14 protein-coding genes are annotated in these 12,639 nt (G+C 62.1%); 10 read left to right on the top strand and 4 right to left on the bottom strand.

What is annotated here, in order from left to right; genetic code table 11:
- The first annotated feature begins 49 nt into the window (after window positions 1-49).
- From secY to K3178_RS12040, 9 genes are all read left to right on the top strand, one after another.
- Window positions 50-1,414, top strand: a complete 1,365-nt coding sequence (gene secY / locus K3178_RS12080) for a preprotein translocase subunit SecY (protein WP_221571699.1) — start codon at window positions 50-52, stop codon at window positions 1,412-1,414.
- Window positions 1,415-1,445: 31 nt separating this feature from the next.
- Window positions 1,446-2,090 (top strand): adenylate kinase, encoded by a 645-nt coding sequence (locus K3178_RS12075; protein ID WP_221571698.1) that lies wholly within the window; start codon window positions 1,446-1,448, stop codon window positions 2,088-2,090.
- Between the two features lie 58 nt (window positions 2,091-2,148).
- Window positions 2,149-2,718 (top strand): SRPBCC family protein, encoded by a 570-nt coding sequence (locus K3178_RS12070; protein ID WP_221571697.1) that lies wholly within the window; start codon window positions 2,149-2,151, stop codon window positions 2,716-2,718.
- A gap of 284 nt (window positions 2,719-3,002) precedes the next feature.
- Window positions 3,003-3,371: a 30S ribosomal protein S13 gene (gene rpsM, locus K3178_RS12065; protein ID WP_221571696.1), complete on the top strand. Its 369-nt coding sequence runs from the start codon at window positions 3,003-3,005 to the stop codon at window positions 3,369-3,371.
- A gap of 56 nt (window positions 3,372-3,427) precedes the next feature.
- Window positions 3,428-3,817: a 30S ribosomal protein S11 gene (gene rpsK / locus K3178_RS12060; protein WP_160607305.1), complete on the top strand. Its 390-nt coding sequence runs from the start codon at window positions 3,428-3,430 to the stop codon at window positions 3,815-3,817.
- Between the two features lie 110 nt (window positions 3,818-3,927).
- Window positions 3,928-4,983 (top strand): DNA-directed RNA polymerase subunit alpha, encoded by a 1,056-nt coding sequence (locus tag K3178_RS12055; protein ID WP_221571695.1) that lies wholly within the window; start codon window positions 3,928-3,930, stop codon window positions 4,981-4,983.
- Window positions 4,984-5,084: 101 nt separating this feature from the next.
- Window positions 5,085-5,504 (top strand): 50S ribosomal protein L17, encoded by a 420-nt coding sequence (gene rplQ, locus K3178_RS12050; protein ID WP_221571694.1) that lies wholly within the window; start codon window positions 5,085-5,087, stop codon window positions 5,502-5,504.
- Between the two features lie 199 nt (window positions 5,505-5,703).
- On the top strand, window positions 5,704-6,312 hold the full coding sequence (locus tag K3178_RS12045) for a hypothetical protein (RefSeq protein ID WP_221571693.1): 609 nt from the start codon (window positions 5,704-5,706) through the stop codon (window positions 6,310-6,312).
- A gap of 160 nt (window positions 6,313-6,472) precedes the next feature.
- Complete coding sequence (locus tag K3178_RS12040) at window positions 6,473-7,267, top strand: hypothetical protein (RefSeq protein ID WP_221571692.1); 795 nt, start codon at window positions 6,473-6,475, stop codon at window positions 7,265-7,267.
- Here K3178_RS12040 and K3178_RS12035 read toward each other — a convergent pair.
- From K3178_RS12035 to K3178_RS12025, 3 genes are read right to left on the bottom strand one after another with little or no spacing between them, the layout of a single operon-like run.
- Window positions 7,264-7,899, bottom strand: coding sequence for a trimeric intracellular cation channel family protein (locus K3178_RS12035; RefSeq protein WP_221571691.1), 636 nt, complete (start codon window positions 7,897-7,899; stop codon window positions 7,264-7,266). The two genes, K3178_RS12040 and K3178_RS12035, sit on opposite strands and share 4 nt — an antisense overlap.
- The gene (locus K3178_RS12030) at window positions 7,896-8,600 is read right to left on the bottom strand and encodes a PepSY domain-containing protein (protein WP_221571690.1); all 705 of its coding nucleotides are present in this window, start codon (window positions 8,598-8,600) and stop codon (window positions 7,896-7,898) included. The genes K3178_RS12035 and K3178_RS12030 overlap by 4 nt, the downstream gene beginning before the upstream one ends.
- 44 nt (window positions 8,601-8,644) lie before the next feature.
- Window positions 8,645-9,979, bottom strand: a complete 1,335-nt coding sequence (locus K3178_RS12025; RefSeq protein WP_221571689.1) for an amidase family protein — start codon at window positions 9,977-9,979, stop codon at window positions 8,645-8,647.
- 124 nt (window positions 9,980-10,103) lie between these two features.
- Between K3178_RS12025 and K3178_RS12020 the strand changes: the two genes are divergently transcribed.
- The gene (locus K3178_RS12020) at window positions 10,104-11,777 is read left to right on the top strand and encodes a dipeptidyl-peptidase 3 family protein (RefSeq protein ID WP_221571688.1); all 1,674 of its coding nucleotides are present in this window, start codon (window positions 10,104-10,106) and stop codon (window positions 11,775-11,777) included.
- A 55-nt stretch (window positions 11,778-11,832) separates the two neighbouring features.
- Here the strand turns inward: K3178_RS12020 and K3178_RS12015 are convergent, their stop codons facing one another.
- A complete protein-coding gene (locus K3178_RS12015; protein ID WP_221571687.1) occupies window positions 11,833-12,624 on the bottom strand; it encodes a hypothetical protein in 792 nt (263 codons plus the stop codon).
- Between the last annotated feature and the right edge of the window lie 15 nt (window positions 12,625-12,639).

The raw sequence follows: 12,639 nt of genomic DNA, 5'->3' as shown, positions 1-12,639 counted from the left end.
CGGTCAGCGCCGGGACGGGCCGGCGCCAAGCTAGGATCGAAGACGACCAATGGCATCACGCGCCGATAGTTTCGCGAGCAATATCAGCCTCGCCAATTTCTCCAAGGCCACCGAGCTGAAGCAGCGAATCTGGTTCACCATCGGTGCGCTGATCGTGTTCCGTTTCCTTAGCTTCGTTCCGCTGCCGGGCATCAACGCCCGCGCTCTGAGCGTGCTGGCCGACCAGACCCGCGGCGGCGTGGTCGACATGTTCAACATGTTCACCGGTGGCAGCCTCGAGCGCATGAGCCTCATCGCGCTGGGCGTCATGCCATACATCACCGCCTCGATCGTGGTGCAGATGGCTTCGGCGCTGCATCCCACGCTTGCGGCGCTGAAGAAGGAAGGCACCGTCGGGCGGCAGAAACTCAACCAGTATACCCGTTACGGCACCGTCCTGCTCTGCACCATCCAGGGCTGGTTCCTGGCTGCAGGCCTGGAAAGCTACGGCGCGTCCTCAGGCATCGCTGCCGTAGTCGATCCCGGTTACATGTTCCGCATCGGCGCGGTGATCAGCCTCGTTGGCGGCACCATGTTCCTGCTGTGGCTGGGCGAGCAGATCACCAGCCGCGGTATCGGTAACGGCGTTTCGCTGATCATCATGGCGGGCATCGTTGCCCAGTTCCCGACCTTCGTCACCAATATGACCAGTGGTTATAGCGAAGGCTCGATATCGACCGGTATCCTGCTCGGCTTCATCGCCATGGTAGTGGGCCTGATCCTGCTGATCAGCTTCTTCGAGCGTGCGCAGCGCCGCCTGCTGGTCCAGTATCCCAAGCGCGCAACCCAGCGCGGCATGATGCAGGCTGACCGCTCGCACCTGCCGCTCAAGCTGAATACCGCAGGCGTGATTCCGCCGATCTTCGCCAGCTCGCTCCTGCTGCTGCCGCTGACGATCACCCAGTTCGCGGGCAATTCGCTCGACACCGAAAGCTCGACCGGCAGCGTCCTGCAGACAATCCTGCAATACCTCCAGCACGGCCAGCCGCTGTACATGGCTCTCTATGCCATCGGCATCATGTTCTTTGCTTTCTTCTACACCGCGGTGGTCTTCAATCCCGAGGAAACAGCCGACAATCTGAAGAAGAACGGCGGCTTCATTCCCGGCATCCGTCCTGGCAAGCGCACCGAGGAATACCTCGACTACGTGCTGACCCGCATCACCGTGATCGGGGCAATCTACCTGACTTTCGTCTGCGTCGTGCCCGAATACATGATCGCCCAGACCGGCGTTCCGCTGTTCCTCGGCGGCACCAGCCTGCTGATCGTGGTCAACGTCACCGTCGATACGATCAGCCAGATCCAGTCGCACCTGCTGGCACACCAGTATGGCGATCTAATCAAAAAGGCCAAGTTGAAGGGCCGCCTGCGTTAAGGCAGGACACCGAGGAAGGGGACCTTACTCGATGGACATTATTCTTCTCGGCCCTCCGGGCGCAGGCAAGGGCACACAGGCGCAGCGGCTCGTGGAACATCACGGGATGCGCCAGCTCTCCACCGGAGACATGCTGCGCGCCGCGGTCAAGGCGGGCACGCCCGTCGGCATCAAGGCGAAGGCGATCATGGATGCGGGCGAACTCGTCTCGGACGAAATCGTCTCAGAACTGATCGATGCAGAGCTAACCGCGATGGGCAAGGAAACCGGCGCCATCTTCGACGGCTACCCCCGTACCGAAGGCCAGGCGGAAATGCTCGACGGCCTGCTCGCCAAGCATGGCCGCAGCCTTGATCATGTCATCGAACTGGAAGTGAACGAGGACGCGCTCGTCGAGCGCATCACCGGCCGCTTCAGCTGCGCCAATTGCGGTGCGGGCTATCACGATACGTTCAAGCAGCCCAAGGTCGAAGGCGTGTGCGACGAATGCGGCTCGACCGAATTCAAGCGCCGCCCCGACGATACGGAAGAAACCGTGCGTCACCGCATGCAGGTCTATCGCAGCGAGACTGCGCCGATCCTGCCCGGCTATGAGAAGCGTGGCATCGTGACCCGGGTCGACGGCATGGGCGCTATCGACGAAGTTACCGGCGCGATCGACGCAATCCTCGCCTGAGGGTTTCCAAAAGGCTTCTCCCGCAATAGACCTTTCCGCGAAGAGGGGGAGAGGTTCGATGCGTAAATCCGCCATTATTGCAGCCACGACGGCGTTCCTGCTTGCCATGCCCGCCAGCGCTGAAGTCGTGGAAAGTAGCGAGCACGGCTTCACCACCAGCGACAGCGCGGCCATTGCGGCTGCCCCACGCCAGGTGTGGATGGCGCTGATCAAGCCCGGCGATTGGTGGGCCGACGATCACAGCTGGTCGGGGGATGCATCGAACATGTCGCTCGTGCCGAGCGCGGGCGGATGTTTCTGCGAGAAGATTCCGGGGCAGGGCGATATCCCTCTCGACGGGAGCGCACGCCATGCAGTGGTTGTTCAAGCCATCCCTGACAAATCGTTGCGCCTGCGCGGCGGACTCGGCCCGCTCCAGGGCGAACCGGCTGAAGGTGTGCTCACAATTACCCTCGAACCCGTCGATGGCGGGACGCTGGTCGAGTGGACCTACAAGGTCGGCGGACCGATGAGTTTCGAGATCGACATGATCTCTGCGGCGGTGGACGGTGTGATGAGCCAGCAACTCCGCGGCCTCCAGGCGCATCTAGGCGCGCTTGATACGGACGGGGGCGGGGAAGGGGACTGATCCGCTTTTGACTGACGGGAACTCAGACTGTATAGCTGCCCTTGAAACAACGCGATGACCGCCCATATCGGCGGCCTCGGTTGTTTGCGTGCGCTGGAGGTTGACGCTTAGGGCGAATCCTACTAAGCGCGCACTCATTCGACACTTGTTGTGAGTCCGGCAGGCGGCAGCCTTTTGCACGCCATCCGGGCTTTTTGCGTTAGCTAGCGCCAGCAAGTCCAGCGAATACAAAGCGTTGAGATGGGGTCCCGCTTGAAGAGACCCTGTGGAGCATGGAGATTTAAGTGGCTCGTATTGCCGGGGTAAATATCCCCACCAACAAGCGCGTTATCATCGCGCTCACCTATATTCACGGAATCGGCCGTACCACGGCTGTCCAGATCGCCGACAAGCTCGGAATCGATCATTCGCGCCGCGTGCAGGACCTCAGCGACGAGGAAGTGCTGCGCATCCGCGAAACGATCGACGAAGACCACCAGGTCGAAGGTGACCTTCGTCGCAACACTGCGATGAACATCAAGCGCCTGATGGACCTGCGTTCCTATCGCGGCCTTCGTCATCGTGCCGGTCTGCCCGTTCGCGGCCAGCGCACTCACACCAACGCCCGCACCCGCAAGGGTAAGGCCAAGCCGATCGCCGGCAAGAAGAAGTAAGCTTCGGGTTCTCCCGAACGCTTTTCCCTTCTTGAGAATATAGAGGAAACTACACAATGGCACGCGAACCCGGCCGTATTCGGCGCCGCGACAAGAAGAACATTTCTTCGGGCGTCGCGCACATTAACGCCAGCTTCAACAACACGATGATCACCATCACCGACGCGCAGGGTAATGCCATCAGCTGGTCCAGCGCCGGCATGATGGGCTTCAAGGGCAGCCGCAAGTCGACTCCCTATGCCGCACAGGTCGCCGCCGACGATGCAGGCCGCAAGGCTGCTGAACACGGTGTGCGCACCCTCGAAGTCGAAGTGAAGGGCCCGGGCTCGGGCCGTGAAAGCGCACTGCGCGGTCTCGCCGCAGTCGGCTTCACGATCACTTCGATCCGCGACGTGACGCCGATCCCGCACAACGGGGTCCGTCCTTCCAAGCGTCGCCGCGTCTGATCCGTACCTGCCCGGTGGCCTGGGCTCCCTAGGCCGCCGACACCCACATCGGACCGGACGCTCCCACCACAGAGCTCCGGTCCTGCCCGCATCCACACCAGGGGAAATCCATGTCCGTCAACATCAAGAACTGGCAGGAACTCAAGAAACCCAACACCCTCGACATCAAGGACGGTGGCGACAAGGGCCGCAAGGCTACCTTCGTTGCCGAACCGCTCGAGCGCGGCTTCGGCCTCACGCTCGGCAACGCGCTGCGTCGCGTGCTCCTGTCCTCGCTGCAGGGTGCAGCCATCACCTCGATCAAGATCGAGAACGTGCTGCATGAATTCTCCTCGCTCGCCGGCGTGCGCGAGGACGTCACCGACATCGTCCTGAACGTGAAGCAGATCGCGCTCAAGATGGAAGGCGAAGGCATGAAGCGCCTCCAGCTCTCGGCCACCGGCCCGGGCGAAGTGAAGGCTGGCGACATCGCCGTTTCGGGCGACATCGAGGTCATGAACAAGGATCTCGTGATCTGCCACCTCGACGAAGGTGCCACGCTCAACATGGAGCTGACCGCCGACACCGGTAAGGGCTATCGTCCTGCCGTGATGAACCGTCCGGTCGATGCACCGATCGGTCTTATCCCGGTCGACAGCCTGTACTCGCCGGTCCGCCAGGTGAGCTACAAGGTCGAGAACGCCCGCGTCGGCCAGGAACTGGACTACGACAAGCTCTCGCTGACCATCGAGACCGACGGCACCGTCACTCCGGAAGACGCCGTGGCTTATGCCGCGCGCATCCTCCAGGACCAGCTGACGCTGTTCGTCCACTTCGAAGACGGCATCCCGCAGCCCAGCTCGGCCATGATCGGCCAGGCTGCAGAGCCGCAGGAAAACGACACCAACCAGCTCAACCGCTACCTTCTCAAGAAGGTCGACGAGCTGGAACTGTCGGTCCGTTCGGCGAACTGCCTCAAGAACGACAACATCATCTACATCGGCGACCTGGTTCAGAAGACCGAGGCCGAGATGCTCCGTACGCCGAACTTCGGCCGCAAATCGCTTAACGAGATCAAGGAAGTCCTGAGCTCGATGGGCCTGCGCCTCGGCATGGACATCCCGGGCTGGCCGCCCGAGAACATCGAAGAAATGGCCAAGAAGCTCGAACAGGAACTTCTCGGCTAATCGGGGCCTTCGGGCAACGAAGGGCAACGGCGGCGGGCCCTGACCGCCGCCAGCACTGGGCTACCTAGAACGGGCCCTTTTCGAACGAAGAAGGAAATACAATGCGTCATAAAATTGCAGGTCGTAAGCTCCAGCGTAAGACCGGCCACCGCAAGGCCCTGTTCCGCAACATGAGCGCCGCGCTCATCAAGCACGAACAGATCCTCACCACCGCCGCCAAGGCGAAGGAACTGCGCCCCTACATCGAAAAGCTGATCACGCTGGCAAAGCGCGGCGGCCTTTCGAACCGTCGCCTCGCGATGAGCAAGCTGCAGGACGAAACCCAGCTGAAGAAGCTGTTCGACGTCCTCGCCGAGCGTTATTCGGACCGTGACGGCGGCTACACCCGCGTAATCAAGGCCGGCTATCGCGACAGCGACGCCGCCGCCATGGCCGTGATCGAATTCGTCGACCGCGATGTCGACGCCAAGGGCCAGGACAGCGGCCCCGTCATGACCGACGAGGAAATGGAAGACGCGTAAGCGCTCTCCAGTTCGAGACAAGCGAAGGGCCGGGGGAGCAATCCTCCGGCCCTTTTGTTTGCGTCTTATTGTTCACAATACTAACCAGTTTCCTGAACATTGGCTGCCAGCGCGATTCAGGGTCGCCTCACTGCGACTCGCGTAGACCCTCAATCAACCGAGGCAATCCCGCCACGGTACGACATGAGGAGAGCCTCACATGATCAAGAATATCAAGCAGCTCGCGAAAGGTGGGATCGCGACGGCTACTGTGGGCGCAATGGCGCTTGCCGGTGCGACACCTGCCCAGGCTCGTGACCGCCACGACGATGGAATCAGCGTTGGCGATGTGATTGCCGGTGCCGTGATTATCGGCGGGATCGCCGCCATTGCCAATTCGGCCAAGCGCGACCGCGATTATTATCGCGACGGGCGCTATTATCGCGACGGACGCTATTACCGCGATGGTCGCGACTATCGCTACAACCAGTATCGCCACCGTGGCAATCCGCGTGCAGCCGTTGAACGCTGCGTCAATGCGGCCAAGCAGGATGCGCGACGCTATGGCGGCTACCGCTGGTCACGAGTGACCGAAATTCGCGATGTAGAAGACACGCGTTACGGCTGGCGCGTCAAGGGCCGGATGGTCGTCGATGGCCAGCGTGGCAATCGCTACGATCGCTACGATCGCTACGATCGCTACGACCGTTATGACCGCTATGACCGCCGTTCGCGCTACGATAATCGCGATGAAGGCAAGTTCACCTGCTATATCGAACGTGGACGTGTCACCAATGTCGATTTCAAGGGCATTAGCGGTCTCCGCTAAGACCTGAATACAAGAACGAGTTGGCGGCCCGGGGTGTCTCATCCCCGGGCCGCTTTTCCGTGCGCGGTTCAGCCAGAATAAAGGCTTTCGCGCGCATGAATGATCACATCTAAAAACGACTCGCGCCGGGTGGGGGTGCGGGAACAACAGGGATCGGCCCATGCCGCACATCAAGAACCTTGCCGCTGCGCCTGCCATGATCGCAGCGCTTTCGCTCACCGCCGCGCCGGCCTATGCGGCCGAAATGCCCTTGCCTGCCACGTCTCCTTCTTATGCAGGCGCCGATGTCGTCCAGCAAATCGAGGAAGCGGGGAAGGCCGAGCACCGTCGCTATCACCGCTATCGCTACCGTCGTGGCCCGGGTCTGGGAGATGTCCTCGCCGGTGTCCTCATCGTGGGCGCCATTGCCCATGTCGCAAAGGCCGCCTCGCGCGACGACCGCCGTTACCGTGACCGCGATTATCGCCGCGACGTGCGCTATGACGACACACGCGGTATCGACCGCGCGATCGAGATGTGCGTCGATGCTGTCGACCGCGAACGGCGCGTCGAAACCGTCGACCGCGTCGATCGTACGGCGCGCGGCTGGATGGTCGAGGGCACCGTCTCGCGCGGTGACGGCTTTACCTGCCGGATCGACAACAGTGGGCGCGTGACGGATATCGACTTCGGCGGACGCGGTGCGCGCTACGAGGACGACGATCGCGATTACGACGACCGCTACGAAGATATCCGTTACGAAAACGACCAGGGCGAGAACGAGCAGGGCGGCGACGACGGCCGACAGTGGGACGACGATCGCTATGCTTCGGAATGGAGCCGCGTCGATAGCGAGGCGCCTGCCGAAACCGCCCAGGCCGAGCAGCCGTCCTATCCGGGCGGACCTGTCGAGACCGATGAGGAGATCGACGGCGATCTGGAAATCGGTACCGGCTATCCGGGTGCCGGGGCCTAATCCTCGCTGGCAGCGCGCTCGTCATAGGACGGCAGCGCGAGATTGAAACGGATTGCAGCGAGGCGGAGGCCGAAGCCGGCCAACGTCGCTGCAATCCACACCCACCAGCGCGTGATGTCGAGCAGGTCGCCGATGACGGTCAGGCTGGCCGACAACGCGGCTGCAGTCACGTAGAGTTCCGGTTTCATCAGGATCGAAGGTCGTCCGGCGATGACGTCGCGCATGATTCCCCCTGCGCAGCCGGTGATCACGCCCATCAGGAAGCTGGGCACGGGCGGAACTCCGTATTCGATAGCTTTTGCGGTCCCAAGCACTGCGTAGGCCGCAAGCCCGAGGCCGTCGACCACCGAAAGGAACCGTCCCTCGAACCAGCGGGTCGGGGTGAACCAGGCGAACAAGGCCATCCCGAGGCAGATTGCAGCCACCCATGGGTCAGCAATCCAGAAGACGGGAGCGTCAATCAGCAGGTCGCGGATCGTGCCGCCCCCAACCCCTGTGAACAGGGCGAAGAAGGACAGGGTGACGAGCGTCTGCTTTTCCTTTGCCGCAACCAGCGCCCCAGTCAGCGCGAAGATCGCCACGCCGGCAAGATCCAGCCAGTCGAGCACCGGGGTGAGGATCTCTTCGTTCACGCCGCAACCTTCACACGGGCCTTGCGGCGTCGGAACATCAGGATGCAGCCGAGCAGCGCGCCGAGAACCGACAGGGCTGCAAACAGGATCAGGATCGGGTGGCTGGTGTCCTCGCGGGTTTTCAAATCCATGATGTGCAGGCCCCAGACGAAATCGAAGGTGCGCCACCATTCGGTCCGCACCGCCTCGATAGTGCCCGTCTCGGTCCCAACATAGACATGCGTGCCATCCTCGAGCGCGACCTGCCAAACGGGCACGGGGCGGCGAAAATCGAAGGGGACCTTGTCGGCATCGAAACGGGTCGCGCTCACGACACGGTCACCGCCCTCGATGCCCTGTTCGACGATCATCCGCGCCTCGATTTCCGAAAGCGGCGACATCCTCGCTCCATTCGCGCGGTATCGTTCGCTGGTGCCGTCCATATAGGTGATGCGGGTGACGGTCTCGCCGCGCTCGACCTGCGTGGTGACCGAGCGAACCGGGGCGGTGCTTTCCGAAGGCAGCGAAACCGAGATGTTCGTATCGCGAGGCAGGGCCTTTTCGACCACTTCCTTGCGCAAGTGGTTGCCGCGCACTTCCTCGATCGGCTTGATCACCATGATCAGGCCCGTCACCGTCCACATCAGCACCGGCACGCCGACCAGCCAGCCGAGCCAGATGTGCCACTTGGCGAAATTGAGCATCATGCGCTGCTGCGCCATTGTTTAGCGTCTCCCGTCAGGACGGGACGTTTGGGCGCTGGCGTTCAGGAGTGCAAGACCCGCCCGATCTCTTCTGCCGCCTCGATGGTTGCCAGGTCCGACCAGCGCGGGCCCATGACCTGCATGCCGCAGGGCAATCCGCCGCTCTCCCCGATGGGCAGGACGGTCGCGGGCAGGTTGGGGAAGGTCGCGACGCCCGCCCAGCAAAGGCCCGCCGCGCCAGGCACGTCGGAGCCGTTGATCGACAATTTGCCGTCGAAGACGCGCGTCTGGCTGTTGGGCACCGCGAGCACGGGAGCGGGCGGGGTCAGGACGAAGTTGAATTCGCCGAACACGCGCGCCCATGCCATCTCGTTTCTTGCCTGGATGTCGAGGAGATCGAACCAGTCGGTCGCGCTCGCCCGCTTCCCGTCCTTGGCAGGAGCGCCGCGCGCCATGCCGATATTGAGCATCCGCATATAATCCGAGTGCTGCTTCGCGAGGTCGGGGAGGAGGTCGCTCGACCGGCTGACCGAGACCCCGGCCTTCTCCAGTTCGCTCGCCATCGCTTCCATGGGGCCGCGCACCGTATCGTCGGTCGGGCACGAGGGGTGGTCGATCAGCACCAGCACCTTGCTGTCAGTCAGCTTCTGCGAGCGTTCGGAAAGGGGGATACTTGCGGTAATGCGCAAGAGCGTGGCGAGATCGGCTGCATTGCGCGCCAGCGGCCCGGCGATCGAAAGCGCAGCGTCATGCGCGCCGCGCCCTGCCATCAACGGGTGATCGTGGCCTTCCTTGCTGATCAGCCCCCAGCTCGATTTGTGGCCCCAGACGCCGCAGAAGTGGGCGGGTACGCGGACCGAACCGCCGATATCGGTGCCGAATTCGCACGGTACCATCCCGCTCGCTACCGCAGCCGCCGAGCCGCCCGAAGAGCCGCCGGGAGACCTTTCGTGGTCGTGCGGGTTATGCGTGCGTCCATAAACGGGGTTGGCCGATTGCCAGTCGGCAAGATCGGGCGGAACGTTGGTCTTGCCGAGGAAAACCACGCCAGCCTTCTTGAGCAGTTGCACCACGCGCGAATCCGCTTTGGCGATATTATCGGCGTGCGCCGTGTACCCCCATGTTGTCGGGAGGCCTTCGATATCGAAGCTTTCCTTGATCGTCATCGGTACGCCGAAGAGCGGCTGGTCGCTCTGGTGGCCGGCCTTGGTAAGCTGCGCGGCCCGCTCGCAGGCGCGCTCGAAATCGCACACCACCACGGCATCGATATGGGCATCCAGCCGTTCGATCCGCGCGATCGCGGCATCTACTGCTTCCAGCGGCGACATGTCGCCCCGCGCAATCATGGCGGCGGTCTCGATTGCGCCGGGTTCCTTGGTTAGGACGGGATATGCCAAGCCTCGATCTCCTCTCCTGCGCCTGTGTCGGTCAATCGCGCGTCAGCGTCAATCGCAATGGGAGACAAGCGCGGTTTCGGACGTTAAGCGCACTGCACGAAAACAAAATATCCCGGAGGAATCCATGCGCCACGCCATCCTGCCCCTTCTGCTCGCCACTGCCGCCTGCGCGCCGGCCATGACCGAAACCAACGTCGCGAGCACCGATGCAGTCGTTGCTGATGGCTACGATTTGCAGGCGCAATACGACAAGCTGGCAGTGATCGAGATGAATCCCGACACCAGCTACCTAACCGCCGAGGAACGGCAGGTGGTGAACCTGCTGATCGAGGCCAGCGGGTATATGGACGAGATCTACCTGCGCCAGCGTTTCGCCGGCAATCCGCTGATCCGGCAGGCAATCAGCAATTCCAAGCGCGCCGACCGCGACCTGCTGCTGACGATGTTCGACCGCTACTATGGCGCGTGGGACGATCTTGAGGAATTCCACCCCTTCTGGGGAGCGGAGGAAATGCCCCTGGGTGCAGGCTTCTACCCCGCCGACATGACGCGCGAGGAATTCGATGCCTATCTCGAAGCAAATCCTGACCAGAAGGAGGAATTGCTCGGTCCCTACACCGTGGTGCAGCGCGATGGCGACCGGCTGGTCGCGGTCCCCTATTCGGCTGCCTATGCCCAATGGCTCCAGCCCGCAGCTGCCCTGCTAAAGCAGGCCGCTGCAATAACAACCAATCCCAGCCTCAAGCGCTTCCTCAGCCTGCGCGCCGATTCCTTCCTTTCGGACGATTACTTCGAAAGCGAGATGGCTTGGATGGACCTGACGGATACACCGATCGAGGTCGCGATCGGGCCCTACGAAGTCTACACCGACCGCCTCTACGGCACCAAGACCGCCTTCGAGAGCTTCGTCACGCTGCGCAATCCCGAGGAAAGCGCCGCGCTGGCGAAATACAAGAACTACCTGCGCGACATGGAGGGTAACCTCCCGATCGAGGACCGGTACAAGAACTTCCAGCGCGGGTTCGAAAGCCCCATTGCGGTGGCCGACCAGGTCCATGGGGGCGGCGACAACGTCCCCGGCGTGCAGACCATCGCCTTCAACCTGCCCAACGACGAACGCGTGCGCGAGGCCAAGGGTGCGAAAAAGGTCATCCTGGCGAATGTGCTGGGTGCAAAATTCGACCGCATCCTGTCCCCGATGGGCGATATCGTGCTTGCCGAACCGCAGGCGGGGCTCGTGCGCAAGAAATATATGGAGATGAATACCCTCTTCCACGAGTTGTCGCACAGCCTCGGCCCGGGCACGATCACGGTCGATGGGGTTCAGACTACCGTCAATGAGGCGCTGCGCGACCGCTATTCCTCGCTCGAGGAAAGCAAAGCCGACGTGATGGGAATCTGGAATATCCTCTACATGATGGAAAAGGGTGAAATCCCGGCGAGCGAAAAGCCCGAACTTTTCGCGACCTACTTCACCGGCCTGTTCCGCTCGATGCGCTTCGGTACTGAAAGCGCGCATGGCTATGGCGCGGCGCTGCAATACGGCTACCTCAAGGAAAAGGGCGCGTTTCGCTGGGATGCGGGGGCCAACCGCTACGTCGTCGACAATGCCAGGATGGAGGCCGCCGTGCGCGACTTGCTGCACGAGCAACTGATGCTGCAGGCGACGGGCGATTACGAAGGCACCAAGGCCTTTTTCGAGCGCTATGCCAAGCTGGATGACTCGGCACGCGGGCGCTTCGCCGCGATGGATGCAATCCCGGTCGATATCCAGCCGGTCTATCCGGACGAGGTGTGATCGAAAGGCGCCCGACTCTTCGGAAGAGCGGGCGCATCTTCACATCTTCGGGAATTCAACGGCTGTTGGATTGGCTCTGGGCGGGCGCGATCATTGCGATGCCTAGCATTAATCCGAGGATCGACGCCGCGCCATAACCGGCGAGGGGGACAGGGTAGTCGCCGATGAATGACATCGCGAGAAATCCGCAATAGCTGGCAGCTACCGCGAGCGCTGTGTCCAAACGCGCTTTATTGTATTTTGTAAGGTAGAGGATCGGGGCGAGCAGCAAAGCCGCAAGGCCGATCGCCTGTGCCTTCAGATCCATCTCGACCCATAGCATCGGTACGATAGCTTCGACGAACTCGACCGCAGGAAGGTCACCCCTGGTCGAGGCCAAATAGGTGAGGGGAAGCCCGGCGGCCCCGACAGCGAGCGGACGCCAATCTTTTGACAGGTGGACAAGGGCGAAACTGGCGAGCGAAAGCGCGAGAACGCTGGCCGCGTCTGGTTGGGCGACAGATGCGATCATGGCGGCAGCAAGAATCCACCAACCTCGTTTGCCGAGCCGGATTGCGATCGCTGCCAGCATCGGGATCACCAGCATCCCGGAGTGTAGTTTCAAAGGGCCGAGCGGTAGCCAGCGGGTCACGCCGTCAAGCGAAGGCCCGGTCAGGATCGGCAGGGCAAGTAGGCAGACCAGAACTATTCCGATACCGGTAAGCGTGTTTGCCTTCTTGGGTATTCGGGCAAAAGCTATCGCCAGCAGCCCTAATGCAAAGGCGGTCAGATTGACCAGCGCGTAATGCCGGGGCGCCTCATGGAACCAGAAGACCAGCAGACCACCGACTAGCGGGAAAACCACCACTCGCGCGCCTTCGAG

The sequence above is a fragment of the Qipengyuania sphaerica genome, assembly GCF_019711595.1.
In the GTDB taxonomy this organism is placed as follows: domain Bacteria; phylum Pseudomonadota; class Alphaproteobacteria; order Sphingomonadales; family Sphingomonadaceae; genus Qipengyuania; species Qipengyuania sphaerica.
The sequence above is the reverse complement of the archived record's forward strand: the minus strand, read 5'-3'. Positions and strand labels throughout refer to the sequence as shown.

What these genes read in the sequence shown, in the direction of transcription:
- secY (WP_221571699.1), top strand. Translation starts at nt 50, where the DNA reads ATGGCATCACGCGCCGATAGTTTCGCGAGCAATATCAGCCTCGCCAAT.
- K3178_RS12075 (WP_221571698.1), top strand. Translation starts at nt 1,446, where the DNA reads ATGGACATTATTCTTCTCGGCCCTCCGGGCGCAGGCAAGGGCACACAG.
- K3178_RS12070 (WP_221571697.1), top strand. Translation starts at nt 2,149, where the DNA reads ATGCGTAAATCCGCCATTATTGCAGCCACGACGGCGTTCCTGCTTGCC.
- rpsK (WP_160607305.1), top strand. Translation starts at nt 3,428, where the DNA reads ATGGCACGCGAACCCGGCCGTATTCGGCGCCGCGACAAGAAGAACATT.
- K3178_RS12055 (WP_221571695.1), top strand. Translation starts at nt 3,928, where the DNA reads ATGTCCGTCAACATCAAGAACTGGCAGGAACTCAAGAAACCCAACACC.
- rplQ (WP_221571694.1), top strand. Translation starts at nt 5,085, where the DNA reads ATGCGTCATAAAATTGCAGGTCGTAAGCTCCAGCGTAAGACCGGCCAC.
- K3178_RS12045 (WP_221571693.1), top strand. Translation starts at nt 5,704, where the DNA reads ATGATCAAGAATATCAAGCAGCTCGCGAAAGGTGGGATCGCGACGGCT.
- K3178_RS12040 (WP_221571692.1), top strand. Translation starts at nt 6,473, where the DNA reads ATGCCGCACATCAAGAACCTTGCCGCTGCGCCTGCCATGATCGCAGCG.
- K3178_RS12030 (WP_221571690.1), bottom strand. Translation starts at nt 8,600, where the DNA reads ATGGCGCAGCAGCGCATGATGCTCAATTTCGCCAAGTGGCACATCTGG.
- K3178_RS12020 (WP_221571688.1), top strand. Translation starts at nt 10,104, where the DNA reads ATGCGCCACGCCATCCTGCCCCTTCTGCTCGCCACTGCCGCCTGCGCG.